13 protein-coding genes and 2 tRNA genes are annotated in these 26,483 nt (G+C 35.3%); 14 read left to right on the forward strand and 1 reads right to left on the reverse strand.

What is annotated here, in order from left to right:
- Positions 1-149 precede the first annotated feature (149 nt).
- The 11 genes from EHC72_RS03920 to feoB all read left to right on the forward strand — a co-directional run bounded on the left by EHC72_RS03920 (position 150) and on the right by feoB (position 24,115).
- Positions 150-1,550 (forward strand): lytic transglycosylase domain-containing protein, encoded by a 1,401-nt coding sequence (locus EHC72_RS03920; protein WP_131536321.1) that lies wholly within the window; start codon positions 150-152, stop codon positions 1,548-1,550.
- Positions 1,551-1,985: 435 nt separating this feature from the next.
- Positions 1,986-4,511 carry a phosphocholine-specific phospholipase C gene (locus EHC72_RS03925; protein WP_131536323.1) on the forward strand — a complete coding sequence of 842 codons (2,526 nt, stop codon included), beginning with the start codon at positions 1,986-1,988 and terminating at the stop codon, positions 4,509-4,511.
- Between the two features lie 191 nt (positions 4,512-4,702).
- Positions 4,703-7,021, forward strand: a complete 2,319-nt coding sequence (locus EHC72_RS03930; protein WP_131536325.1) for an NADP-dependent malic enzyme — start codon at positions 4,703-4,705, stop codon at positions 7,019-7,021.
- A 6-nt stretch (positions 7,022-7,027) separates the two neighbouring features.
- Positions 7,028-7,612 carry a Holliday junction branch migration protein RuvA gene (ruvA, locus tag EHC72_RS03935; protein ID WP_131536327.1) on the forward strand — a complete coding sequence of 195 codons (585 nt, stop codon included), beginning with the start codon at positions 7,028-7,030 and terminating at the stop codon, positions 7,610-7,612.
- Positions 7,613-7,624: 12 nt separating this feature from the next.
- The gene (gene sov, locus EHC72_RS03940; protein ID WP_131536328.1) at positions 7,625-14,815 is read left to right on the forward strand and encodes a T9SS outer membrane translocon Sov/SprA; all 7,191 of its coding nucleotides are present in this window, start codon (positions 7,625-7,627) and stop codon (positions 14,813-14,815) included.
- 86 nt (positions 14,816-14,901) lie between these two features.
- The gene (gcvH, locus tag EHC72_RS03945; RefSeq protein WP_131536330.1) at positions 14,902-15,282 is read left to right on the forward strand and encodes a glycine cleavage system protein GcvH; all 381 of its coding nucleotides are present in this window, start codon (positions 14,902-14,904) and stop codon (positions 15,280-15,282) included.
- Positions 15,283-15,288: 6 nt separating this feature from the next.
- Positions 15,289-15,687, forward strand: a complete 399-nt coding sequence (locus tag EHC72_RS03950) for a VanZ family protein (RefSeq protein WP_131536332.1) — start codon at positions 15,289-15,291, stop codon at positions 15,685-15,687.
- 261 nt (positions 15,688-15,948) lie between these two features.
- The gene (locus tag EHC72_RS03955) at positions 15,949-18,774 is read left to right on the forward strand and encodes an outer membrane beta-barrel family protein (protein ID WP_131536334.1); all 2,826 of its coding nucleotides are present in this window, start codon (positions 15,949-15,951) and stop codon (positions 18,772-18,774) included.
- A 147-nt stretch (positions 18,775-18,921) separates the two neighbouring features.
- Complete coding sequence (locus EHC72_RS03960; RefSeq protein WP_131536336.1) at positions 18,922-21,675, forward strand: outer membrane beta-barrel family protein; 2,754 nt, start codon at positions 18,922-18,924, stop codon at positions 21,673-21,675.
- 105 nt (positions 21,676-21,780) lie between these two features.
- Positions 21,781-21,996 (forward strand): FeoA family protein, encoded by a 216-nt coding sequence (locus EHC72_RS03965; protein ID WP_131536338.1) that lies wholly within the window; start codon positions 21,781-21,783, stop codon positions 21,994-21,996.
- A gap of 10 nt (positions 21,997-22,006) precedes the next feature.
- Positions 22,007-24,115 (forward strand): ferrous iron transport protein B, encoded by a 2,109-nt coding sequence (gene feoB / locus EHC72_RS03970; protein ID WP_131536340.1) that lies wholly within the window; start codon positions 22,007-22,009, stop codon positions 24,113-24,115.
- A 178-nt stretch (positions 24,116-24,293) separates the two neighbouring features.
- Here feoB and EHC72_RS03975 read toward each other — a convergent pair whose 3' ends face one another.
- A complete protein-coding gene (locus tag EHC72_RS03975; protein WP_025145395.1) occupies positions 24,294-24,770 on the reverse strand; it encodes an Lrp/AsnC ligand binding domain-containing protein in 477 nt (158 codons plus the stop codon).
- 153 nt (positions 24,771-24,923) lie between these two features.
- Between EHC72_RS03975 and EHC72_RS22605 the strand changes: the two genes are divergently transcribed.
- The 3 genes from EHC72_RS22605 (at position 24,924) to EHC72_RS03980 (ending at position 26,443) form a co-directional block, all read left to right on the forward strand.
- A tRNA-Asp gene (locus EHC72_RS22605) sits at positions 24,924-25,031 on the forward strand.
- Positions 25,032-25,103: 72 nt separating this feature from the next.
- Positions 25,104-25,247, forward strand: a tRNA-Asp gene (locus EHC72_RS22610).
- Between the two features lie 173 nt (positions 25,248-25,420).
- Positions 25,421-26,443 (forward strand): LacI family DNA-binding transcriptional regulator, encoded by a 1,023-nt coding sequence (locus EHC72_RS03980; protein ID WP_131536342.1) that lies wholly within the window; start codon positions 25,421-25,423, stop codon positions 26,441-26,443.
- Positions 26,444-26,483 lie beyond the last annotated feature (40 nt).

The raw sequence follows: 26,483 nt of genomic DNA on the forward strand, positions 1-26,483 counted from the left end.
TTTCTAAACGCGAAAGCAGGAAATTGTTGTACTCCGACCCATTTAATATGGGTTAATGGCATTTTTTAACTTACGGTCCAGTTAAATCCAATAGATGTTTTAAAGAAAATCTATAAATTTAACATGGCGGATTATTAAACAAATAGCCCATGATTAAAAAATTACTTTTTGTAACTCTTTGCGCATTATCAGGATTAATTACTCCAACCTTTGCACAACAAATTCTAAAATTAGACAGTCTTCATAAAGTTCAAAACAACATTTTCATTAACACAGATACAGTTGCAGTTCCGTTGCCAATTGAAAATCCGTTAATGTTAAACCAGAACTACATTTATAAACTCAGGTTAGATTCTATCGTTAAAACTATTCCATTGCCTTACAATGAATATGTGCAGCAGTACATTGATATTTATGCCAAGCGGAAGGATATGTTTGGTAAAATGTTGGGCTTATCTGGTTATTACTTTCCGATTTTTGATAAGGCATTAAAAGATTATAACCTGCCAACAGAAATAAAGTATTTAACGATTGTAGAATCTCAAATGAATCCACATGCTATTTCCAGGGTGGGCGCAACTGGTATTTGGCAATTTATGTTTGGCACGGGTAAGGCCTACGGCTTAAAGATGGATAATTTTGTTGATGAACGTAAAGATCCTATTCAGGCTAGTTATGCTGCTGCGGCTTATTTTAGAGATGCTTTTGATGAACTTGGCGATTGGCTACTGGCCATTGCAGCTTACAATTGTGGTAAAGGGAATGTAACCCGTGCAATGGATAAGGCAGGTTCCAGAGATTTTTGGGTAATTAGACAGTTTCTTCCAAAGGAAACCCGTAATTATGTGCCAGCTTTTATTGCTGCCATTTATGTAATGAATTACTCTAGCAAGCATCAAATAACGGCCCAGGCTTCTAACCTGTTTTTAAAAACGGATACCGTTCAGGTTAATCGCTTCGTTTCTTTGCCGCTACTGGCGAAAGCTTTAAATGTAGATGAAGAAATGTTGTGTGCCTTAAATCCATCGTATAAGAAAAAGATTGTAAACGGTACTGATGATGTACCTAGAAGGATTGTAATGCCTAAACTTAGGGATGTAGATTATGCTGGTATTTATGAGGTTTTAAACGCAGATTTAGATATTGATACCAGAGTTTATGAAGCCAGTACAGATGATGTACGAGATTTAAGAAAAAAGAAAACCGCAACTGTAGCGTCAAATAATGTGCTTTATCATAAAGTTACATCAGGACAAAGTTTAAATACAGTAGCCGATAAGTATGGTGTAGAAGTACAGGATTTAAGGGTTTGGAATGGTTTGAAAAGTAAAACCATTGTACCCGGACAAAAATTAAAGATTTATACTAAAACCCGTACAGTTTTAAAAGCTCCATCTTCTTACCTCAGTTATAAGGTTAAAATTGGCGATACCTTATCAGAAATTGCCGAAAAATTTGAAGGTGCAACCGTTTATCAAATTAAAAGAGATAATCGTTTAGCTAAAGCAGGGTTACAACCAGGTATGATTTTAAGAATTAGCAAAGGATAGGTTTTTGTCCCCAGCTTAAGAACGGCCTATTTACCCAACGAGGAGCATCATTTAACTGACGAGGAGCATCATTTACCCAACGAGGAGCATCATTTACCCAACGAGGAGCATCATTTAACTGACGAGGAGCATCATTTACCTAACGAGGAGCATCATTTAACTAACGAGGAGCATCATTTAACTAACGAGGGGCATCATTTAACTAATGAGGGGCATCATTTAACTAACGAGGAGCGTTATATAAGCGTCTGTTCAATAAACTGTGTAATTGCTTCAATTTTCAAGAATAAACTTCCAATCCAAACCCCATTCAATACCTTAAAAAGGATTTCTTAACATGTAACAATGCTGTAGATTAACATTTAGTTAATCTTAATTTTATTTGGATGAAATTATTTTGGACTAAACTTGTCTTAAATATTTTCTATACAAAACATGGATACCAGAAGAGAATTTCTCCGTAAATCTTTACTTCTTTCGGGCGCTGCAGGAGTAGCAACTGTAATGCCTTCATCAATACAAAAAGCGCTGGCTATAAACCCTGCGCCGGGCAGCACCTTTCTTGATGCAGAACATGTGGTTATCCTGATGCAAGAAAACCGCTCTTTCGATCACGCTTTTGGTACTTTGCAAGGGGTAAGAGGATTTAATGATCCACGAGCCATTCAGCTACCAAATAAAAAACCCGTTTGGTTTCAAACAGATGCTGTTGGCAATACATATGCGCCATTCAGATTAAATATAAAAGATTCTAAAGTTACCTGGATGGGCGATTTGCCACATTCACGTGCCAGCCAGGTTGATGCCTATAATAAAGGTAAACATGATAAATGGTTGCCGGCAAAACAATCTACCCATAGCAACTATGCTCACTTACCCTTAACATTAGGCCATTATACCCGAGAAGATCTTCCTTTTAATTACGCCCTAGCCGATGCATTTACGGTTTGCGATCAGAATTTTTGTTCGGCCATGACGAGTACAACACCTAATCGTTCTTTCTTCTGGACTGGAAAAATAACCCATCAGGAAGATGATTTGCCTAAGGCAAACATTAGAAATGATGATTATTCTTATGGTAAGCATACTTGGAAAACTTTTCCGGAGTTATTGGAAGAAAACAAAATCAACTGGAAATTTTATCAGAATGAAATTAGTTGTGGCGGTGGTTTTAAAGGAGAAGAACGTGCATGGCTTTCTAATTTTGGATGCAATCTGCTCGAATTTTTTAAAGCTTACAACGTCAAGTTTAAGGATACATATGTAGAAAATCTTCAAAAACAGGTAGAAACCTTACCTGGTGAGATTAATAAACTTCAGGAAGCAAAACCACTTACCGATGAAGCAGCAAAGAAAATCCAAAAAGACCTTAAAAATAAAATAAAAGCACTTGATACCGCTGCGGTGGAGCTTGAAGCCTGGAGTCAAAAAAACTTCGATAAGCTATCAGATCAGGAAAAGAATTTATTTTACCATGCCTTTGTTATCAATAAAAACGACCTTGATTATAGAAATATCTCCTCTTTGAAATATAATGATGAAGGTACGGAACGAGAAATGACGGTACCCCAGGGAGATGTTTTGCACCAATTTAGGGCTGATGTAAATAGCGGTAATTTGCCTACTGTTTCATGGCTTGCCGGGCCACAAAACTTTTCAGATCACCCGAGTGCACCGTGGTATGGCGCCTGGTATGTTTCTGAAGTGATGGATATTTTAACTAAAAATCCAGAAGTGTGGAAGAAAACCATTTTTATTGTTACTTATGATGAAAATGATGGTTATTACGATCACGTTCCGCCGTTTTCTATTCCAGATAATAAGCGGCCAGAAACAGGGAAAGTTTCAGATGGTATTGAAACGGAAATTGAGCACGTTAGGTTGGCGAACGAATTGAAGCAGGGTATTGCCGAAAAGCAAGCTCGTGAAGCACCAATTGGTTTAGGTTTTCGGGTACCAATGTTAATCGCCTCTCCGTGGAGCCGTGGTGGAAAGGTTTGCTCGCAAGTATTTGATCATACCTCAACACTACAGTTTTTAGAAGAATTTGTAAATAAGAAGTATAATAAAAAGCTGAAACTGGAGAATATTAGCCAATGGAGAAGAACAATTGCAGGAAATTTAACTTCAGCTTTTGCTCCATTTGATTCAAATGTAGATCCGCTTCCATTTTTAAAACGTAATCCCTTTGTGGAAACCATTTATAACGCCAAGTTTAAAGAGGAACCCGCAAGTTTTAAACAGATTACCGATGGTGATTTGAAAAATGCTGAAGGGGCTTATTCAAGTTTATTACCGCAACAAGAAAAGGGAATCCGGAAAGCATGTGCCCTGCCTTATCAATTAATAGCAGGTGGTATGCTATCTGATGATAAACAGAACTTCGAAATTAATATGGCTGCCCGCAATCAAATTTTTAATGAACAAACCGCCGGATCACCTTTTACTGTTTATGCACCAGGAAGTTTTAAAGCCGAAAAAGGTGCCGCAGAAGTGTGCAGAAACTGGTCGTTTGCCGTTAAAGCCAATGATGAACTTCGTTATAACTGGCCATTAAATGCTTTTGAGGATGGTAAATATCATTTGCGGTTAAATGGTCCTAACGGTTTTTATCGAGAATTTACTGGTACAGCCAACGATCCCCTTTTAACCATCATCGCCGAAACAGAAATAAACAGGTTAACTAAAGTTGCCACTGGAAATATAAAACTAACTGTAAAAAATGAAGGCAGTAGCACGTTAAATCTTCAATTGAGCGATTTGGGCTACAAAACAAATAACCTGCAGAAAATAATTAAGCCAAAAACAGAAGAAGTTCTTATACTCAATCTACAATCAAGTTATGGCTGGTACGATTTCGAAATTAAAACCATTACCAACAATGTATTTGCACAACGATTTGCAGGTAGGATAGAAACAGGTAAAGAAAGTTTTACAGATCCGGTAATGGGCAGGGTTTAAAATTTATAAGGTAAATGGGGCAAAATGAAAACTATTGAGCGATAAAAATTTGTTCAGTTTAGCCATTTTGCAAAATTTTTAATACTCGGTAATAAACATTTACCAACTTTAAGTGATGTTTTTGATAGGTATATTTATTTTCTGCCTCGTAAAAGAATTGTACCTTTGCGCCGTCACTAATAAGTTACGAAATGAGCAAAACCAATAGAAAGCAAGATGCGCTGGATTACCACTCGCAAGGCCGCCCGGGAAAGATACAAGTTGTACCGACTAAACCGACAAACTCGCAACGCGATTTAACCTTGGCTTATTCGCCAGGTGTAGCTGAGCCATGCTTAAAAATTGCAGAAAATAAAGAAGATGTTTATAAATATACCGCAAAAGGTAACCTTGTTGCGGTAATTAGTAATGGTACGGCCGTTTTAGGTTTAGGAGATATAGGTCCTGAAGCTGGTAAACCCGTAATGGAAGGTAAAGGATTACTTTTCAAAATTTTCGCCGATATCGATGTATTCGATTTAGAGCTGGATACTAAAAACGTTGATGATTTTGTTAAAATCGTTAAAGCTTTAGAGCCAACATTTGGTGGTGTAAACCTGGAAGATATTAAAGCTCCAGAGTGTTTCGAAATTGAGCGTCGCTTAAAAGAGGAGATGAACATTCCTGTAATGCACGACGATCAGCATGGTACCGCAATTATATCTGCAGCAGCATTAATAAATGCTTGCGAAATCCAGAAAAAGAAAATGGATAAGGTTAAAATTGTGGTTAATGGTGCTGGTGCTGCAGCAATTTCTTGTACCAAACTATACGTTTCTTTAGGTGCTAAGAAAGAAAACATCATCATGTGCGATCGTTCCGGCGTGATCCGTAAAGATCGTGAAGTACTAGATGATATTAAAGCTGAGTTTGCTACAGATAGAAAAATAAGCACGTTGGAAGAAGCATTGAAAGATGCAGATGTGTTTATTGGTTTATCATCTGCAGATTGTGTTACTGCACCAATGTTAAGCTCAATGGCTAAAAACCCTATCGTTTTTGCGATGGCAAACCCTAATCCGGAAATTGCTTATGAGCTAGCCATCAGTACCCGTAAGGATATTATTATGGCAACAGGCCGTTCTGATTATCCTAACCAGGTAAATAATGTTTTAGGTTTCCCGTATATTTTCCGTGGGGCTTTGGATGTTCGTGCAACTGGTATTAATGAGCCAATGAAAATTGCTGCGGTTAAAGCTATTGCAGAATTGGCCAAAAAATCAGTTCCTGAGGCTGTAAACTTGGCTTACAATGCACGTAACTTAAAATTTGGTAAAGATTATATCATTCCTAAACCAGTAGATTTTAGGCTAATAACCGAAGTATCAATCGCGGTTGCAAAAGCAGCTATTGAAAGTGGCGTTGCCCGTAAAATTATTACCGATTGGGATGCATATTCAGAAGAATTAAGAAAAAGATTAGGCTTAGATGATGCCATTATGCGTGCCATCACCATTAAAGCGAAATCTGACCCTAAACGTGTAGTTTTTGCTGAAGCTGATAATTACAAAATTTTAAAAGCTGCACAAATTGTAAATGACGATAATATCGCTATTCCTATCCTTTTAGGTAATAAAGAGAAAATTCAGGCCATTATAAATGAGCATGGATTAGAATTGGAAGGTGTTCAAATCATCGACCAAATGCAGGAGCCAGAAAAAACAAAGAAATATGCTGAGGCATTATTCAAAAAACGTCAACGCAAAGGAGTTTCATTAAATGATGCGACTAAATTATTGCGAGATCGTAACTATTTTGGCGCTTCAATGGTAGAGTTTGGCGAGGCTGATGCAATGATTTCTGGTTTAACTAAAAATTATGGCTCAACAATTAAACCAGCATTACATGTTATTGGTGTAGAACCTGGGGTTAAGCGTGTTGCAGGTATGTACATGATGATGACCAAAAAGGGGCCTGTTTTCTTTGGTGATACTACTGTAAACGTAGATCCAACTGCAGAGGAGCTGGTAGATATTACTTTATTGGTTGATAAATCTGTAAAGCAATTTAACATTAAGCCACGTATTGCATTGCTTTCTTATTCAAACTTTGGCTCAAACGATGGTGTAACGCCAAATAAAGTAAGAGAAACTGTAAAGCTTTTACACAAAAATCATCCTGAAGTAGTAGTAGATGGAGAAATGCAAGGAAACTTTGCCATTAATAACGAATTGTTAAAAGATAATTTTCCTTTTAGCACTTTGGCAGATGCACCTGCAAATACATTAATTTTTCCTAACTTAGAATCAGGCAATATTGCATACAAACTTTTACAAGAACTTGGCGGGGCAGAAGCTGTTGGTCCAATTTTATTGGGATTAAACAAACCTGTACATATAGTTCAGTTAGGAAGTTCGGTACGTGAAATTGTAAATATGGTTACCATTGCTGTTGTTGATGTACAAGCAAAAGAAGAAATTGCTGGAACATCAAAACGAAACGGTATATTTGGAAAAACAACTAAGAAATAATACAACATGTACGCCTATATCGATGGTAAATTAGTCTTCAAAAACCCTGCTTATGTTGTGGTGGAGGCCGGAGGTATAGGTTATCACATAAACATCTCTTTAAATACATATAGCAACCTTGGCGAATCAGAAAGGTGTAAGTTATATACTTGGTTGCATGTAAAAGAGGATGGACATACATTATATGGGTTCGCCGATGAGGGCGAACGCCGTTTATTTTTACATCTGATTTCGGTTTCGGGCATTGGCCCGAACACCGGTCGGATGATTTTATCATCAATTACCCCTGTAGAAATACAAAGTGCAATTGTGCATGCAGATCTTCCTTTAATTCAACGGATTAAGGGCTTGGGAGCAAAAACCGCACAACGCCTAGTTTTAGAGCTACAGGATAAGCTTAAAAAAGAGGGTGTGGATTCATTAATTTCTATGCCTCAACACAATACAATTAAAGACGAAGCGTTATCAGCACTGGTAATGCTCGGATTTGCCAAACAAACTGCCGAAAAAACTATAGACCAAATATTAAAAGTAACAGAAGGAACGCTTTCGGTAGAGCAACTAATAAAACAAGCTTTAAAAAAATTATAGAATTAACGGCCTTTGAAGAGAATATTTACACACCTATTTCTCATCCCAATTTTCTTATTTGCTACTCTCAACGCCCTCTCACAGGTTGTTCCCAGCAAAGCGGATACTACTATATCCAAAAATAACTTCAGTTTACGCGAAAAACAGCTTCTTGGGATAAGCTCATCTGCAAATGGATTTTACCCTTTGCCCAGCAACATGAAAAGAGTTGTTGAATATGATGCAAAAAATAAACGCTACGTTGTTAAAGAGTTAATCGGCGATAAATACGTAACCAAAACTCAATATTTAACTATTGATGAGTATCAACGCTTGGTTAATAGTGAAATTAAAAGAGAAAATTGGAGAAACATTTCCAATGCCGAGCTAAGTGATATTAGAACCACTGGCGTAATTCCTCAAATTCAGGTAAATAGTAAGTCTTTTGAAAAACTATTTGGTGGCACAACAATAGATATTCAACCTCGTGGCGAAGCTGAACTAACCTTTTTGGGAAGGGTTAATAAAAATGAAAATCCACTTTTTAATGAACGTCAGCGAGTACAAACCAATTTCGATTTTAATCAAAGGATTCAAATGGATTTGGTGGGTAATATTGGTACCAAATTAAAAATTAAGAGTAATTACAATACCGAAGCGCAGTTTGATTTCGAAAACCAGATTAAGTTAGAATACACTGGATCGCCTGATGAAATTATAAAGAAAATTGAAGTTGGTAATGTAAGTATGCCTTTAAACACCAGCTTAATTACTGGTACGCAGGCATTATTTGGTGTTAAAACACAATTGCAATTTGGTAAACTTAATGTAACAAGTGTTTACACGCAACAGAAATCACAATCGAAGCAAATTAACATCACAAATGGTTCTCAGCAAAATGATTTCAGAATTAGCGCCGATACCTACGAAGCAAATAGGCATTATTTCTTAGCTCAATATTTTCGCAACAACTATAATAAAAACCTAATTAATGCGCCAATCATAACCTCACCAATTCAAATTACAAAAATTGAGGTTTGGATTACTAATAAATCAGGAAGTACTACAGATTCTCGTGATGTATTGGGTTTATTGGATTTAGGAGAAAATGCACCATATAATCCAGGTATTCTTGGTGGTACATCCGTTTTACCTGCAGGAACAACCGTAACCGGATTTGGGCAACAATCTAATAACTTGATTCAAAACCTACCTGCAAATGCGAGATTTACAAATGATAATGCAATTATCTCTTACTTCCAGGCAACTGGTGGAGCAAGAGCTGGTACAGATAACTACGCAAAATTAACTTACGCCCGTAAACTAACAGAGCGTGAATATACATACCAACCGCAGTTGGGTTATATTTCATTAAATAATCCATTAAATGCTGATGAGGTTTTAGCCGTAGCCTATAGCTATACTTACAACGGTAAAGAATATCAAGTTGGGGAGTTTTCAACTGATATTACTTTTGATGCCAACAACCCAAAGGTTTTGTATGCTAAGTTGTTGAAAAACGAAACAACAAAAGTGAATTTGCCAACCTGGAATTTGATGATGAAAAATATCTATTCTATTGGCGGATATCAAATTAGCAGTCAGAATTTTAAATTGGACATTTATAGAATAGACAACCAAACGGGTGTTGAAACTCCAATTATGAACGAAGGGCAAAATATTGCCAATAAACAATGGATAAGTATTACCGAACTGGATCGTTTAAATCAACAAAATGAAAGAAAGCCCGATGGTGTTTTCGATTTTGTAACGGCAGGTAATGCCTTTGGTTCATTCTTTTCTTCTACCAATTCAAGTACAAATAATAATAACCTAAGCTCTGGTTTTTCTTCAAACGGTGTTTCTAATTTAATTAACAATACCAATACAGGGTATGTTACGATTGACCCAACAAGGGGCCGTATTATTTTTCCAATAATTGAGCCTTTTGGAAGAGATTTAGCATCCAAGTTTTTACCAAGTGAGCAGGCATTAATTGATAAGTATACTTTTACTGCCTTATACGATTCAACTCAAACAATAGCAAGACAGCTATTCCAAAACCAAAATAGATACGTTCTTAAAGGGAATTATCAATCTGAATTTTCTTCGGAGTTTAGCTTAAACTCAATCAATGTTCCGGCAGGATCTGTTAAGGTTTCAGCAGGAACCATTCCTTTAATTGAAGGAGTAGATTTTACTGTAGATTATCAGGGTGGTAGAGTAAGTATTATTAATCAAGCGCTTTTAAGTTCGGGCCAGCCCATTAATATTACAACAGAAAACAACGAACTTTTCGGTTTACAACAGCGATCTTTATTTGGAACACGATTGGATTATCGGGTAAATAATAAACTGAATATAGGTGGTACTATTATGAACTTAACGGAAAAACCACTTACTCAGAAAGTAAATTTAGGAGAAGAGCCAATTTCAAATACCATCTGGGGAGCAGATATAAACTATAGTTCTCCATCAAGATTTTTAACTAAGTTAGTTGATAAAATTCCTTTAATTTCAACTAAAGCGCCATCAAGTGTTACTTTTTATGGAGAATTTGCACAGCTTATTCCAGGGCACCCGAATGCATTGAATTTTGCAGGAAGTAAAAATGGAGTAAGTTATTTGGATGACTTTGAAGCCTCAAGATCTGTAATAGATTTGAAGAGTGCAATTTCGTGGCAGTTATCAGGTACTCCACAATTATTTGGAGAGTCAGCATTGGTAAATGATCTTGCCTATGGGTATAATCGTGCAAGAATTGCATTTTATAATATCGATCCAACGTTTTATAATTCATCAGCATCAACTACGCCGGCAAATATCAGAAACAATAAGAACGAATTATCAAACCATTACGTAAGGGAAGTAATAGAGCAAGAGGTTTTTCCATTTAAGGAAACTGCAACTGGGCAAGCCTTAAATATTACAACGCTAGATGTGGCCTATTACCCAACAGTTCGTGGTCCTTATAATTACCGTCCTTTTGGTTTCAAACCTGATGGTTCTCTTTTACAACCACAAAATAATTGGGGAGGTTTCCAACGTAAAATTGAAACCAACGATTTCGAGGCACTAAATATTGGCTTTATAGAATTTTGGGTGATGGACCCTTTTATCTACAAACAAAATTCTGCTGGTGGTGATGTTTACTTCAATCTTGGAAATATATCAGAAGATATTTTAAAAGATGGGCGTAAATCTTTAGAAAATGGATTGCCGGGTAACGATGATCCAAGTCAATATGATGAAACAAACTGGGGGCGTGTACCAAAATTACAACCCGTTGTACAAGCTTTTGATAATAATCCAAATACAAGAAAAGCACAAGATGTTGGTTTAGATGGTTTATCAGATGCTAATGAAAGGACAAAATTTGCTGCACAAATTAACCAAATCAAAGGGCAGTTAAATGCAACGGCAGCATCTGCCTTGGATGCCGATCCATCATCTGATAATTATTCTTATTTCAGAGGACCAGCCTTAGATCAAATTAATGCAGGCATTTTAAAACGTTACGAACGTTATAATGGAACAGAAGGTAACTCTAAAACATCGCAACAATCACAAGATGAATTAGGGATTGAAAATTCGGCCTCCACTTCACTGCCAGATGGTGAAGACATTAACCGCGATAATAACATGACGCAGAGCGATGAATACTTCCAGTATAAAGTATCTATGCGCCCAGCTGATTTAGTGGTTGGTCAAAATTTTATTACCGATAAAGTTACTTCACAAGTTAAATTAGCTAACGGAAATACACAGGCCGTTTCTTGGTATCAATTTAGGGTGCCAATTGGTTCTTACCAACAAAAGGTAGGGAATATTCAGGATTTTAAGTCGATCCGTTTTTTCAGAATGTTTATGACCAATTTTGCTGATACAGCTGTAATGCGTTTTGCAAAATTACAATTGATTAGAGGAGAGTGGAGAGAGTATAACGTAAAAAATGTAGCTCAAGAAATTATCGTTGATCCTGCTTTGCCAGTTTTAACACCAGATAATTCAACAATTGAAGTAGCAACAGTAAACATTGAAGAAAACGGAAAAAGAAGTCCTATTCCATATGTAACCCCTCCAGGAATTTTAAGAGAGAGAGATTACAGTAACTATCGTGGAGATACCCGATTAAATGAACAATCTTTATCGGTAACGGTCAAAAACCTGAGAGATGGTTACGGTAGAGCAGCTTTTAAAACGGCTTATAGTGATTTTAGGTCGTACAAGCACCTAGAAATGTTTATCCACGCTGAGGCTGTAAATAATTTGGTAATTAATAACAATGATGTTGCCGCATTTTTAAGGATAGGAACGGATAATCAGGATAACTATTACGAATATAATTTACCGCTAAAAATAACACCGCCAGGAACAAGTGATCCTGATGCCATTTGGCCTGAGGATAACAGAATGGATATTGAACTAAAACTTTTCCAGAATGCTAAACTTGCCCGTAATGTTGCCAAACTTCCTAACGGACAACCTTGGCCAATAAATATTCCATTTACATATTCTGATGGGGTTAGAACCATTATTGTAAAAGGACAGCCAGATATGAGTAAGGTTAGGGTGTACATGCTTGGGGTTAAAAATCAATTACGAGATTTAACCAATCCAGAATCTGAAGCACAGGATAAAAGTGTTACAGTTTGGTTTAATGAGTTGCGCTTAACAGAGTTTGATGAAAGAGGCGGTTGGGCGGCAACAGGAAGATTAAACCTTAAACTGGCAGATTTTGCAGATGTAAATATTTCAGCAAGTAAATCTACAATCGGTTTTGGTTCGATAGATTCAAAAGTTAGTGAAAGAAACCGTGCCGATAATGTATTGTTTGATGTTTCATCAGCAGTGGAATTAGGTAAGTTTTTGCCGCAAAAATCTGGTGTTAAAATCCCAATGTTTGTAAGTTACTCAAAGCAGGTTTCTACACCACAGTACAACCCACGTACGCCTGATATTGAGTTAAAAAATGCATTGGATCAATCCACCAAAGCACAAAAGGATTCTATCTTAAACTTCGCTCAAGATTATACCGTTAGAAGAAGTATAAACTTTACCAACGTAAGGAAAGAGCGCACAAATAATACGAAGCCCGTACATTTGTGGGATATAGAAAACTTTGCCGCTAGTTATGCTTATACGCAATACAACCACCGCGATTTTATAAATCAAAGCAGTATACAAAATACTTACAGGGCATCTTTACAATATAATTATTCAAAAGAAGCCAAATCGATCGCACCTTTCGAGAAGATTATTAAATCTAACATGCTTGCCCTGTTAAAGGATTTTAACATCAGTTTGTTTCCAAGTGCCATTAACTTTAGAGTGGATGTAGATCGTTTATATTCTGAAAATACATTGAGGAATAATGATCCATTGAATACGCTTCCGCAATACCGAAACGGATACGGAACTACGTATAACAAAAACTTTAGAATGAGCAGAATTTATGGCGTAGCCTGGAATTTAACACGCTCACTACAGCTGGATTTTAATGCTACAAATTATTCCATTATTGATGAACCAGATGGAAGAATCCAAGGTTCTAAACGGGATACCGTTTGGCAAAATTTAATTCGTTTAGGTCGTACAACAGATTATAACCATAACCTTAACGTTACTTATAATTTGCCAATTGATAAAATACCAGGCTTAAACTGGATTAATGTAAAAACCAGATACGGAACAAACTTTAACTGGCAAACAGAACCGCTTTCTACTCTTTTGGATCCTACAATTAATTTAGGAAATACAATACAAAATAGTAGAAACCTTCAAATTAATCCAACTTTAAACTTAACAACACTTTACAATAAGTTTGGGTTTATTAGAAATGCAGGCAATAACCAGGACGGAGGCAAAGCGAAGAATTTCTTTATTAATTTATTAACCAGCTTAAAGAATATTAATGCTGCTTATACGCAAACAAAAGGTATTTACTTGCCAGGTTATTTACCTAAAACAAGATTCTTTGGTCTTGATAATTTCGGTGCACCCGGTTTAGGTTTTGTATTTGGAAGCCAAAGGGATATTAGAGAAATAGCAGTAAGCAATGGTTGGCTAACTACAGATACCTTGCAAACCAATTTGTATATAAATACAATGCGTGAGGATTTAAATATTACTGGCCAACTAGAACCAATCCGCGATTTAAGAATTACGTTACGAGCAAATAAAATACAGTCTAAAAATTATTCTTCAAACTTTAGATATATTTCCAGTGCTGCATCTTTTGAGAATCTGAGTGGAGTTACCACCGGAGATTACAGTGTATCTTATATTGCAATTGGTACTTCTTTTAAAGAAAATAATTCGAGCGTAATCTCAACTTTGTTTAACCAGTTTATGGCAAACAGAATTATCATATCTAAAAGGTTGGGTGCAAGAAACCCCAACTCTTCAGGTATTGGCGCAGGTGGTTATGCCGATGGTTACGGTAAGGAAAGCCAGGATGTTTTAGTTGCCGCTTTTATGGCAGCTTATACTGGAAAAGATGCTAATTCATCGAAATTAAGCTCATTTCCTAGCATTCCTTTGCCAAACTGGAATTTAACTTATAGCGGCTTAACACGCATTCCGTTTATTGCCGATAAATTATCATCAGTTGATATTAGACATGGCTACCGTTCTACCTATAACATTAATGGCTTTAGATCTTTATTGCGTTATGATGAAAATAACGGTTTTGCAAACATCAGGGACCCTAACCAAAACTTTTTACCAGAATACCAGTTTGCGCAAGTAACCATATCAGAGTATTTTTCGCCTTTAATTGGAATTGATACCAGGTTTAAAAATAACATTACCGCAACTTTCGAGTTAAATAGATCGAGATTGTTGGGTTTAAGTTTAGCAAATAGTCAGCTGGCTCAGTTATCAGAAAATAATATGGTATTTGGTTTAGGTTATCGTACTAATAAATTCCGTTTCCCATTTGGATGGTTTAAAAGCGTAAAAATGGATAACAATATGGACTTTAAATTAGATGTGGCTATCCGTGATAATAAAACGGTTATTTACCGTGCCGATGTAACAACATCGGAAGTATCATCAGGGGCTAAAAACATTACATTAAGGCCAAGTGTTGATTATGTACTGAATCAGAAATTCAATATTAAATTGTTTTATGATTCTAATATCACTAAGCCATATACATCGCAAACATTTAATACATCATTTAGCAATTTTGGATTTAGTTTAAGATTTACCTTTAATTAAGGAGATAAAGAAGGGTGGAAAAAAGAAGAATCTTAAATCCAATTCAAAATATTATTTAACTTTGGCATAAAACTAATAAAGAACAAATGAATTTTCCATCAGAATTAAAATACACTAAAGACCACGAATGGGTTAAGGTAGAAGGTAACGAAGCATTTATTGGCATTACTGATTTTGCACAACGCGAATTAGGCGATATCGTTTACATCGACATTAACTCGGTTGGTGAAGAAGTAGCTAAAGAAGAAGTTTTTGGAACAGTTGAAGCTGTAAAAACTGTATCTGATTTATTTATGCCTGTTACAGGAAGTATATTAGAGGTTAATTCAGAATTGAATGATAACCCTGAATTGGTAAACTCTGATCCATACGGTAAAGGCTGGATGGTAAAAGTATCATTAAGCGATTTAGCTGAAGTTGAAGGCCTACTAACTGCTGAAGCTTACCAAGCTTTAGTTGGCGCATAAAAATACATGTACAAAGCACTAAAACAACAAAAGTGGGCTATATTTTGGACCATAGTTATTTTAGTGCTTTGTAATATGAAAATGCCTGAAACCAAAGGCAGCGGTTTTTTCTTTCAGGGATTTGATAAGATGGCCCATTTGGGTTTCTTTTTTATACTTTCAGTGCTGCTTTTTTATGGTAAGATAAATTATCAGCATAGTTTTGGTTTTAGAACTTTAACGATTTTTAAAATATTACTCATCAATGCCTTAATTGGCGGAGGAATAGAATTATTACAATGGAAGGTTTTTACCTACCGATCTGCCGAGTGGTGGGATTTTGCATGTGATATGATTGGTGCCTGCATGGCCGTTTTTAGTTACGTTTTATTGCATAAATTAAATTTTAATGAGAAAAATACTTAGTTTAATTTGCTTAATTATAGTAATTGGCCTTAGTGGATGCGGTATTTTTAAAAAAGGCTGTAACTGCCCCAAGGTATATTACCAAAGCTATCCTGCTCAACGCAAATAACAAACTTTAAACCTCCTATTTTCTACAGATGCAGCCATCCCAATAAGCTGTATTTAAAATGTTACCTTACTTTTAACATTCGCCACCAAACCTTTATGCTTTATAGCAGTCTGATAGCATAGTTTTGTAAATAGTATATCTAAATTTTTTTGATGAAAAAGAACTTTCAAAGAGCAATATTACTTGTTCTTATATTTTGTGGCTATGTAGCGCACGCTCAAAATACTGGTGCCGTAAGTGGTAGATTAGTAAACGCTAAAGATAAAAAGCCAATAGATTTTGCCACCGTGGCTGTTAAAAGCTTAAAGGATTCTAGTGTGGTAGCTTCAGGACAAACAAATCCTGATGGAACTTTTTCATTTAAAAGTATTCCTACTGGTAGATATAGAATTATTGGAGCCTACCTGGGTTTAAAAACTACAACAAAAGATGTTGAAGTAGCTAAAACTGCTGTTAATGTTGGCGATATAGTTATGGCTGATGATGGTGTAGATTTAAACACAGTAAACGTAGTTGGGCAAGTGCCAACTGTAGTGGTTAAAAAAGATACCTTGGAATATGATGCGAAATCTGTTAAGGTAAGAGAAAATGCAGTTGTTGAAGATGTTTTAAAGAAGTTACCTGGTGTAGAAGTTGCAAAAGATGGTAGCATTAAAGCGCAGGGCGAAACCATTACTAAAGTTAAGGTAGATGGTAAAGAGTTTTTTGGAAGCGACCCTTTATTGGCAACCAAGAATTTGCCAGCTGATATGGTAGATAAAATTCAGGTGGTTGATGAGCTTTCTGATCAAGCGCAATTTACAGGTATAGATGATGGTACAAGAACCAAAATTTTAAATATCACTACAAAAAGTGGTATGAAAAAAGGTTATTTTGGAAATAGTACTGTCGGTTATGGTTCTAATGATCGTTATGATGCCAGTTTAAACGTAAATAAATTTAATAACGATCAGCAATTTAGTTTTATTGGACAGTTTAACAACGTAAACAAACAAAACTTTGGAGGTGGCGGCGGTGCAGGCAATGGTTTTGGAGGTGGTGGCGGCGGCGGTCGTGGCGGCTTTGGTGGTGGTGGAGGAAACTCCAGTTCAGCAAGTGGCGGTATTACCACAACTAATGCTGCAGGTTTAAACTTTGGCGATACTTATAAAGATGGAACTCAAATTCAAGGCAGTTATTTCTTTAATAAATCTTCTGTTTTTAACGAGCAAACCAGTTTAACTCAAACCTTATTGGGTGGTAACACTCAAAATGTAAACAATTACTTAAACAGCAATACCGATAAAACCAATCATAGATTAAACTTTATGATTGATACCAAATTGGATTCTACTACAAGCATTAAAATACAGCCAAACATTGCTTATACAGAAAATAGCGGTTTAAGCTTAAATAGCTACACCAGGAACAACATTGTAGCGGCAGGGGTTTCGAGTACAGTTGGTAATCAAAGTTACACCACAAATAGTTCTACCCCGGTTATTAGCAACAATATTTTGGTTAGAAAGAAATTTAAACGTAGAGGGCGTACTTTATCATTAAATATAAATACATCAATTAATGATAGCGATGCATCCAATCTGAATTACATTTTAGATAAGAACACCGTTAATGGGGTAACTACACCAAAATTAACAAATCAGTTAAATGATTTAAACAGCAACAGCATTGTAAACAATACAAGAGTGGTGTATACTGAGCCCTTATCTAAAACCACAAGTTTAGAGTTTAACTATCAAAACGGAATTAACAATAGTAACTCTGAACGTAACATTTATAATTTTAACAGTGCAACAGGTGAGTTTGATATAAAAGATAATACCTACTCAAACAGTTTTGAAAACCAAACTTTAACCAATGCAGTAGGAATGAGCTTTACAACCAATGAGAAGAAATACAACTGGAACATTGGTATAGCCGGACAACAAACTCACAGAGAAAATACCAATTTAACTACTGGTAATGTGTTCACTCAAAACTTTGTGAATTTAACACCATCAGCACAATTTAGATATAACTTTAGCAACAGTAAAAGATTGGTTATTAATTATAGAGGAACAACACAACAGCCAACAATTGATCAAATTCAACCTATTCTGGATAATACCAATACACAATCGGTTATTTTAGGTAATCCTGATTTAAAGCCTGCATTTAATAATACTTTAACGGTAAGGTATAATAATTTTGCCTTCGCGAAAATGCGCTTCTTTGCGGTGTTTCTTAATTTAACACAAACATTTAACGCATTTGCATCAAGCCAAAGTCCAATTTCAGATCCAAATGATATTAATTATGGTAAAATTGCCTCAAAATACATTAACGTAGATGGTAACTATAGCGGTAATGCAAACATTGTTTTAGGTCAACCAATTTTACCAAACAATAAATTAAACTTAAATGCAAGTTTAAGCGGTAGCTACTCAAAAGGAACAAATATTACCAGCAATATTACTAATATTACCAACAACTGGAGTTTAACCAATACCTATAAATTTGTAACCAATTTAGATAAGTTGGATTTAACTGCAGGTATCAGCGGTTCTATTAGTAGAGCTACATATTCTGCACAAACAGATTTAAATACGAGATATTTTACGGTAAACCCTAGCTTTGATGTAAGTTATATGTTTCCAGGAAATATCCGTTTAGCAATTGATTTAGATTATATTAAAAATACCGGTAGAGGTGATGATTTTAACACAGATTATACCTTAATTAATTCTTACATCAGTCGTCAATTCTTTAAAAATCGTGGAACCTTTAAAATTGCTGTTAATGATGCATTAAATCAAAATCAAGGAATTAGCCGTACATCAACAAGCAATACCATCGCCGATTTAAATTACAACGTACTTAAACGATACTATATGTTCTCGTTCACTTATTCGTTAACCCGCATTGGCGGTCGTAACATAGGTAATGATGTTCAAATGCCTAATCAGCCAGGTGGCGGTGGTATGCGCATGAGAATGTAATCACGAACATTAAAAGATTAAAAGGTCTCGATTTTATCGGGACCTTTTTTTTGCCCCATTAATTTTTGTATTCCAAATGTTACTTCATAAAAACAAACCTTTTATTTAACATCAAGTCATAAATACCAACACGCATTAATTAACCAAATGAAGAAACTTTTTACGCTCCTGCTTGTCCTGTCATGTTTTGTTGTTTACGCTCAGAAAACAGGGTCGGTTACTGGACGAATTATTCAATCAAAAGATAAGCAACCTATAGATTATGCCTCGGTAGCTTTAAAAAACATGAAAGACTCTAGTGTGGTTAGCGCAAATACTACTGCAGCAGACGGAAAATTTATTTTTAAAAATTTACTTCCCGGAAATTACCGTTTATATGCAGCTTTTATAGGGTTAAAAAATGCCAACAAAGATTTCGCCATTACAGCAGATAAAACCGAAATTAACGTGGGAGATATTGTTCTTGATGGTGAAAGTATAGATTTACAAACAGTAGAAATAAAAGCAGAAGCAGCACCAATTATTGTTAAAAAAGATACTTTAGAATTTAATGCAAGTTCTTTTAAAGTAGTCGAAAATGCAGTTGTAGAAGATTTGTTGAAAAAATTACCCGGCGTAGAAGTTGATAAAGCAGGTACGGTAAAAGCGCAAGGCGAAACCATTACTAAAGTTAAAGTGGATGGGAAAGAATTTTTTAGTAACGATCCGTTGCTAGCTACAAAAAACTTACCGGCTGATATGATCGATAAAATTCAAATTATTGATGAGCTTTCTGATCAAGCAAAATTTACTGGAATTGATGATGGAACAAGAACAAAAATCATCAACATTACCACAAAAAAAGATAAGAAAAACGGCTATTTCGGTAATACCAGTGTTGGTTATGGATCAGATGATCGCTATGACGTAAATGCAAATATTAATCGCTTTAACCAAGACCAGCAAATGAGCGTAGTTGCTCAGTTTAACAATGTAAATAAACAAAACTTTGGCGGCGGTTTGGCAGGTAACTCAGGAGGAAATACAAGTAAACTGGGGATTACCAATACAAATGCTGGTGGTTTTAATTTTGCCGATCGCTATGCAGATGAAACTGAAATTAACATGAGTTATTTTTATAACAAATCAGAAAATTTGATTTTAAAAAATAGTGTAACTCAAAATCTACTAGGTTCTACAACAACGATTTTTACCAACAACCAAAACAATACTTCAGAGAGGTTAAACCACCGACTTAATTTTATGGTCGATACTAAAATCGATTCATTAATATCGTTACGTGTGCAGCCAACATTAAGTTACACCGATAACGAAAGTATTAACAATAGCGTTTATACAAGAGATTATAACTTGTACAAAGTTGATGGAAACCAGCAATTAAATAATCATAATACAGCGCCATCTATAAATAATAATATTCTTTTACGTAAAAAGTTTATGCGCAGAGGGAGAACTTTATCCTTTAATTTTAATACCAGCATAAACAATAATGATGCTAATAACTATAATAACATTACCGATAATAACACTGAAGATGGGGTAAAAACTCAAAAGATTACCAATCAGTTTAACGATCAGCAAAGCGAATCACTAAACCAGGTAACCAGAATTGTTTATACTGAACCGATTTCCAATACATTAAGTATTGAGCTTAATTACCAAAATGGATATAACCACAATAAATCAAATCGCTTTACTTATAACTTTAATCCATTAACATTGGCATATGACCTACTGGATTTAACATTTAGTAATGCTTATGAAAATACGATATTAACCAATGCCGCCGGATTTAGCTTTACTAAAACTGCAAAAAAATACAATTGGAATGTGGGTTTGGCCTTTCAAAATACCGATAGAACCAATGATAATATAAGCAGGGGTATTTTATTAAAACAAAATATTAATAATTATACGCCTTCAGCAATGTTTAGGTACAATTTTAGTAATAGCAAACGCCTTGTTATTAATTATAGAGGGAGTACTAACCAGCCTACAATACAGCAGCTGCAACCTATACCGAATAATACCAATACACAAAGCATTCCTGTGGGTAATCCAGATTTAAAGCCAGAGTTTAACAATACTTTGCGCATTGCTTACAACACGTTCACCGTAGGTAAAAACAGATCTTTATTCGTGAATTTAAATTTAAGACAAACCACAAATAAAATTGCCAATAGTAGTAGTTTAATCCAAAGTGGAAAGGATGAAGGGAAGCTAGCTATTTTACCAGTGAATGTAAATGGATCTTATTCCGGTTCAATTTCCTCATCCTTAAGCTTGCCCCTTATGCCCGAAAATAAACTTAATTTTCACATCAATTTAAGTGGTAATTACGATAGAGATGTAAACTTTACAAACTCCTTAAAAAATATCACAAACAGCTGGTCTATCAGCAATGGCTATAGATTGGTATCGAATTTGGATAAGCTTGATTTAGTAGCAGGAATAAACGGATCTATTAATCGGGCAACCTATTCAGTGCTGCCAAATTCAAACACTCAATATTATACCTTTAGTCCAAATGTTAGTGTAAGCTATTTATTCCCAGGAGAAATAAGATGGGCGGTAGATGTAGATTACAATCAAAATACTGGTAGGGGTGAAGGTTTTAATACTCATTTTACGCTTATAAACTCTTACCTGAGCAAACAGTTTTTTAAAAATCGTGGAACTTTTAAAGCTGCCGTAAACGATCTTTTGAACGAAAATCAAGGAGTAACGAGAACAGCAGATAACAATACCATACAAGATATTAATTATAATGTTTTGCAAAGATATTTCATGTTTTCTTTCACCTATTCTCTAAATAGAATGGGTGGCAAAAATAGAATTATGCAAGGAGAAGGTAGACAAAGAAATGGTGGAGGCTTTGGCGGAGGGAGAAAAAATAACTAGCTGGCGACAACAAATTCTTCCGCTTTTAAGGAAATCTTAATTTAAGATGATTTATCTTATTTGGAATAAATCTAAAGAAAGGTTAACTTGCGCCAAATTTAGCACATGAAACTTTCGCATTTAAAGGTTGGGCAAAAAGGAACAATAGTGGCATTTACAGATTTGGAAATGTCTGTTAAGCTTATGGAAATGGGCTGCTTACCTGGCGAAATTGTAGAAGTAGAGCGTTTCGCTCCACTCGGCGACCCAATGGCTATTCGTGTAGCAGGTTATCAGCTTTGTTTACGTAAAAGTGAAGCTGAAGTTATTATCATTCAATAAATAAGCTGGTTTGGATATTAAAGTTGCGTTAGTTGGAAATCCCAATACAGGTAAATCTACTCTTTTTAACCGTTTAACAGGGTTAAATCAAAAAATTGGAAACTTTCCGGGAATTACTGTAGATAAGAAAACAGGTTTTGCCAAACTTGTAGAAGGTAGAGAAGCAGAAATTATAGATTTACCTGGTACATACAGTTTGTATCCTAAAAGTAATGATGAGAGCATTGTTTTTCAGGTTTTAGCTGATAAAAACAATAACAGCCATCCTGATGTAATCGTATTGGTTACAGATGCATCCAACCTAAAGCGTAACATGCTTTTGTATTCTCAGGTTGCAGATTTAGGTATTCCAATGATTTTAGCCTTAAACATGGTCGATTTGTCGGCAAAGCAAGGTATTGAAATTGATGCTAATAAATTGGCAACAAAATTAGGTATTCAGGTTGTTTCTATTTCAGCACGTAATAATATTGGCATTGATAAATTAAAAAGTGCCGTTGCCAATACTACAAAAATAGCAACTCAAGTTAATGATGTAGATCTTCACTTCCTTGCCCCGGATGCAATTGAGGCTATAAAACAAAGAATAAATACCGATAATAATTACTATGCTTTACAGGTTTTGCACCAACATGAGCATTTAACATTTTTTAGCGAACAAGATCAAATTGAAATTGAAGAAATAGAACAATCCAATAAATTTGAATCTTCAAAAGCTCAGGCGGCAGAAACCATTGCCCGATATAAACATTTAAGTACAATTCTATCAGATGTTGTAGTAGATACAGGAACAGCCCAAAAGTTCTCTTTCAGCGATAAGCTTGATTCTATTTTAACGCATAAAATTTGGGGTTTTGGTATTTTCCTACTGATACTATTTGTAATCTTTAACGCCATATTTGCTTGGTCATCATATCCCATGGCATGGATTGAAACCACATTTGGCTGGATTACAGAATATGGACATGAATATTTGCCTGCTGGAATGTTAACCGATCTTTTGTTGGACGGTGTGGTAGCCGGTTTAGGTGGTATTTTCGTGTTTATCCCCCAAATTGCCATATTATTTGCCTTTATTTCAATTCTGGAAGATACTGGTTATATGGCAAGGGTTACCTTTATGATGGATAAAATCATGAGTAAGGTTGGTTTAAACGGTAAATCTGTAGTGCCTATGATTGGCGGTTTAGCTTGTGCTGTGCCATCTATTATGGCTGCCAGAAATATCGAAAACTGGAAAGACAGGATGATTACCATAATGGTTACACCTTTAATAAGCTGCTCTGCACGATTACCAGTTTATATTTTACTGATTTCGATTATTATCCCCTCAAAAAATGTACTAGGGATCATTAATATGCAAGGTTTAGCATTAATGGTTATGTACATAATTAGTTTTGTGGCAGCAGTTGTTGTGGCTTGGGTAATGAAAATTATAATTAAATCAAAAGAGAAATCATATTTCATCATGGAGCTACCAGTATATCGTATGCCAAGATGGAAAAACGTGCTCTATACCATGTACGAAAAATCAAAAACATTTGTTTTCGAAGCTGGTAAGGTTATTATTGCCATCTCAATTATCCTTTGGGTAATGGCATCATTCGGTCCTGGAAACCGCTTTGAAAATATTGACAAGAAATATGAGTCTGCTTTGGCTGATACCACAAAAAATACAGATCACATTAAAACTTTGGTAGCAACAGAGAAATTAGAAAACTCTTATGTAGGTATTCTAGGGCATTTTATTGAGCCTGCAATTCGTCCATTAGGATACGATTGGAAAATAGGTATCGGCTTAATAACCTCATTTGCTGCCCGCGAAGCCTTTGTAGGTACAATGGCGACCATTTACAGTGTAGATGGTGGCGAAGAAGATAGTAGTACCATAAGAGAGCGGATGAGTGCTTCTATCAATAGCAAAACGGGTTTGCCTGTTTATACATTTGCGACAGGTATTTCACTTATGCTTTTTTATGCCTTCGCCATGCAATGTATGAGTACCGTTGCAATTGTATATCGTGAAACAAAAGGATGGAAATGGCCAGTTATTCAGCTTGGATATATGACGGCTATGGCTTATGTAGCAGCGCTGATTGCCTATCAGTTGCTAAAATAATCCATCAAAATAATTGCAAATTACATTTAACGCAGATACTTAATAAGAGAGTATAATACTCCAATTATTAATGTTTGTTACTATTTCATACTATATCCCCGATTAAAAAATCGGGGAATGCCATTTCAATTAGGTTTAAAAGCTAGAATGTTATCTGCAGGGCATCAACCTTTAGTAATTAACCCAGTTCTATTTGCCTTTTAATACTTTCTTCTAGTGAAATTAAGGTTTCAGTACGCTGAATGCCATTAACAGCTTGTATTTCCTCATTTAGTACATGGCGTAAATGGTTTGTATCTCTACAAATAATTTTAGCAAACATACTATATGCTCCAGTGGTGTAATGTAATTCTACTACTTCTTTAATTTTACTTAATTGAGCAACCGCATCTTTATATTGAATTCCTTTTTCTAAATAAATGCCCAAAAAGGCACAAATATCATAACCAGCCTTTTGTGGATCAATTATTAAATGCGAACCTTTTATAATGCCCATTTCTTGCAATTTTTTCATTCTTACGTGAATTGTACCACCCGAAACAATCAAATCTTTTGCTATTTCTGTATAAGGTTTAGTGGCATCCTGCATTAATTGTTTCAATATGTCAATGTCTAGGTTGTCAATTTCTAAATTGGAATTGTCTTTTTTAAGCATATTTTTTGATTTTGATAATCAAATTTAAAATAATTTATTAATATTACAAAAATAAAATTAAATGTTTAAAATATTTGTAAGATAATGCTTGTTCCTTTACATTTGTATTAAGCAAATAACAAAAAGGAACGTTCTTTTAAATGCTGAACATACTGTAGGGTGGTGAAACAGGCAGACACACCTCCTTGTCTCGGTGGCGGAGAATATGGGAAACCAGTAATGGCTAACCACTCCTTGAAGGTTCGATTCCTTCCCCTACAGCTGTTTAATTTGCAGTTTCAAGTATACAGTAGTAACTGAAAATTGGAAACTGCTTATTAACACTAATTGAAATGTTGGGTGGTGAAATTGGCAGACACGCCTCCTTGTCTCGGTGGTGGGGAATAATGGGACAAACGCAGTTTATTGGGTTGACCACAATTAATTTTTTGAACTGTAGCTAACTACCCCTTGAAGGTTCGACTCCTTCCCCAACAGCATTTTTTATGAATAATAAGTTAGTTAATCGAGCAATCTGGATGGGTTGCTCTTTTTATTTCCGTCATTTATTCTGTAAAAACTATTTAACTTTTCTTAGCAATGCAATTAGGCACTGCAAATAAATCATTATATTTCCCTCCAAATCCATTAAAATTCTGGATCAGTAGTAAATGAAAGAGAAAATTCTAATTAAAGATATAGCAAGTCAGTTAAATGTTTCTATCACCACGGTATCTTTTGTGATTAATGGAAAAGCGAAGGAAAAGAACATTAGTGATGCCTTGGCAAAAAGAGTTATGGATTTGGTGGAGAAACTCGATTATCAGCCAAATGCGCTTGCAAAGAGTTTAAGAACTGGTAAAACAAAGATTTTAGGTTTCTTAGTAGATGATATTTCTGAGCCCTTTTTCTCCGGAATTGCACGTTTTATTGATGAAAAGGCTTCGGAAATGGGCTATAAAATTCTATTTAGCAGCACCAGAAACGATAAAAAAAAGGCTATTGAATTACTTCAAATTTTTAAAGACAGGCATGTTGATGGTTATATTATAGCATTGCCAGAAGGATTAGAAGAGGAGATTAGTAAACTAATTCAATCCAATCACCCTGTTGTATTATTTGATCGCTACGTACCCGAATTAAAAAGCGATTATGTGGTAATTGATAATCAAGGGAGCACTTACGAAGCTACTCAGCATTTGATATTTAACGGCTATAAAAATATTGGCTTTATTACCATTGATACTGAACAACAGCAAATGATTGATCGCCTGGCAGGCTACGAACAGGCAATTAATGAGAATAAATTAACTCTACATACTAAAAAGTTAAATTATGTAGATTCTGCTGATTCAATTAAGCAAATGACACAGTTTTTTAATACTGAAGAAGGGTTGGACGCCGTTATTTTTGCCGCTAACTACATTTGCATGGATGGGTTGAGAACCTTTAAACAAATGGAAATTAATATTCTGGAAGATCTTGCAGTTGTATCTTTTGATGATTTTGAATTACTTGAATTTTGCAATCCACCGGTTACGGCAATAGCTCAGCCTGTAAAGGCCATTGCAGAAAGGATTATGAAAACGTTATTGTCAAAACTCAATGCAGAAAAACGGAGCACTGATTATATGGAATCTGTTTTGCCAGCTATCCTGAATATTAGAGGATCTAGTGCCAGAAAAATAAATTAATATAAAATAAAAAAAGGGATCAAATTAATCTGATCCCTTT

It is taken from the genome of Pedobacter nototheniae (assembly GCF_004335085.1).
In the GTDB taxonomy this organism is placed as follows: Bacteria; Bacteroidota; Bacteroidia; order Sphingobacteriales; family Sphingobacteriaceae; genus Pedobacter; species Pedobacter nototheniae.

Excerpts from the sequence above, each read along its gene's own strand:
- ruvA (WP_131536327.1), top strand. The coding sequence starts at position 7,028 with ATGTACGCCTATATCGATGGTAAATTAGTCTTCAAAAACCCTGCTTAT.
- EHC72_RS03950 (WP_131536332.1), top strand. The coding sequence starts at position 15,289 with ATGTACAAAGCACTAAAACAACAAAAGTGGGCTATATTTTGGACCATA.
- EHC72_RS03920 (WP_131536321.1), top strand. The coding sequence starts at position 150 with ATGATTAAAAAATTACTTTTTGTAACTCTTTGCGCATTATCAGGATTA.
- EHC72_RS03955 (WP_131536334.1), top strand. The coding sequence starts at position 15,949 with ATGAAAAAGAACTTTCAAAGAGCAATATTACTTGTTCTTATATTTTGT.
- EHC72_RS03975 (WP_025145395.1), bottom strand. The coding sequence starts at position 24,770 with ATGCTTAAAAAAGACAATTCCAATTTAGAAATTGACAACCTAGACATT.
- EHC72_RS03965 (WP_131536338.1), top strand. The coding sequence starts at position 21,781 with ATGAAACTTTCGCATTTAAAGGTTGGGCAAAAAGGAACAATAGTGGCA.
- gcvH (WP_131536330.1), top strand. The coding sequence starts at position 14,902 with ATGAATTTTCCATCAGAATTAAAATACACTAAAGACCACGAATGGGTT.
- EHC72_RS03925 (WP_131536323.1), top strand. The coding sequence starts at position 1,986 with ATGGATACCAGAAGAGAATTTCTCCGTAAATCTTTACTTCTTTCGGGC.
- EHC72_RS03980 (WP_131536342.1), top strand. The coding sequence starts at position 25,421 with ATGAAAGAGAAAATTCTAATTAAAGATATAGCAAGTCAGTTAAATGTT.
- EHC72_RS03930 (WP_131536325.1), top strand. The coding sequence starts at position 4,703 with ATGAGCAAAACCAATAGAAAGCAAGATGCGCTGGATTACCACTCGCAA.
- EHC72_RS03960 (WP_131536336.1), top strand. The coding sequence starts at position 18,922 with ATGAAGAAACTTTTTACGCTCCTGCTTGTCCTGTCATGTTTTGTTGTT.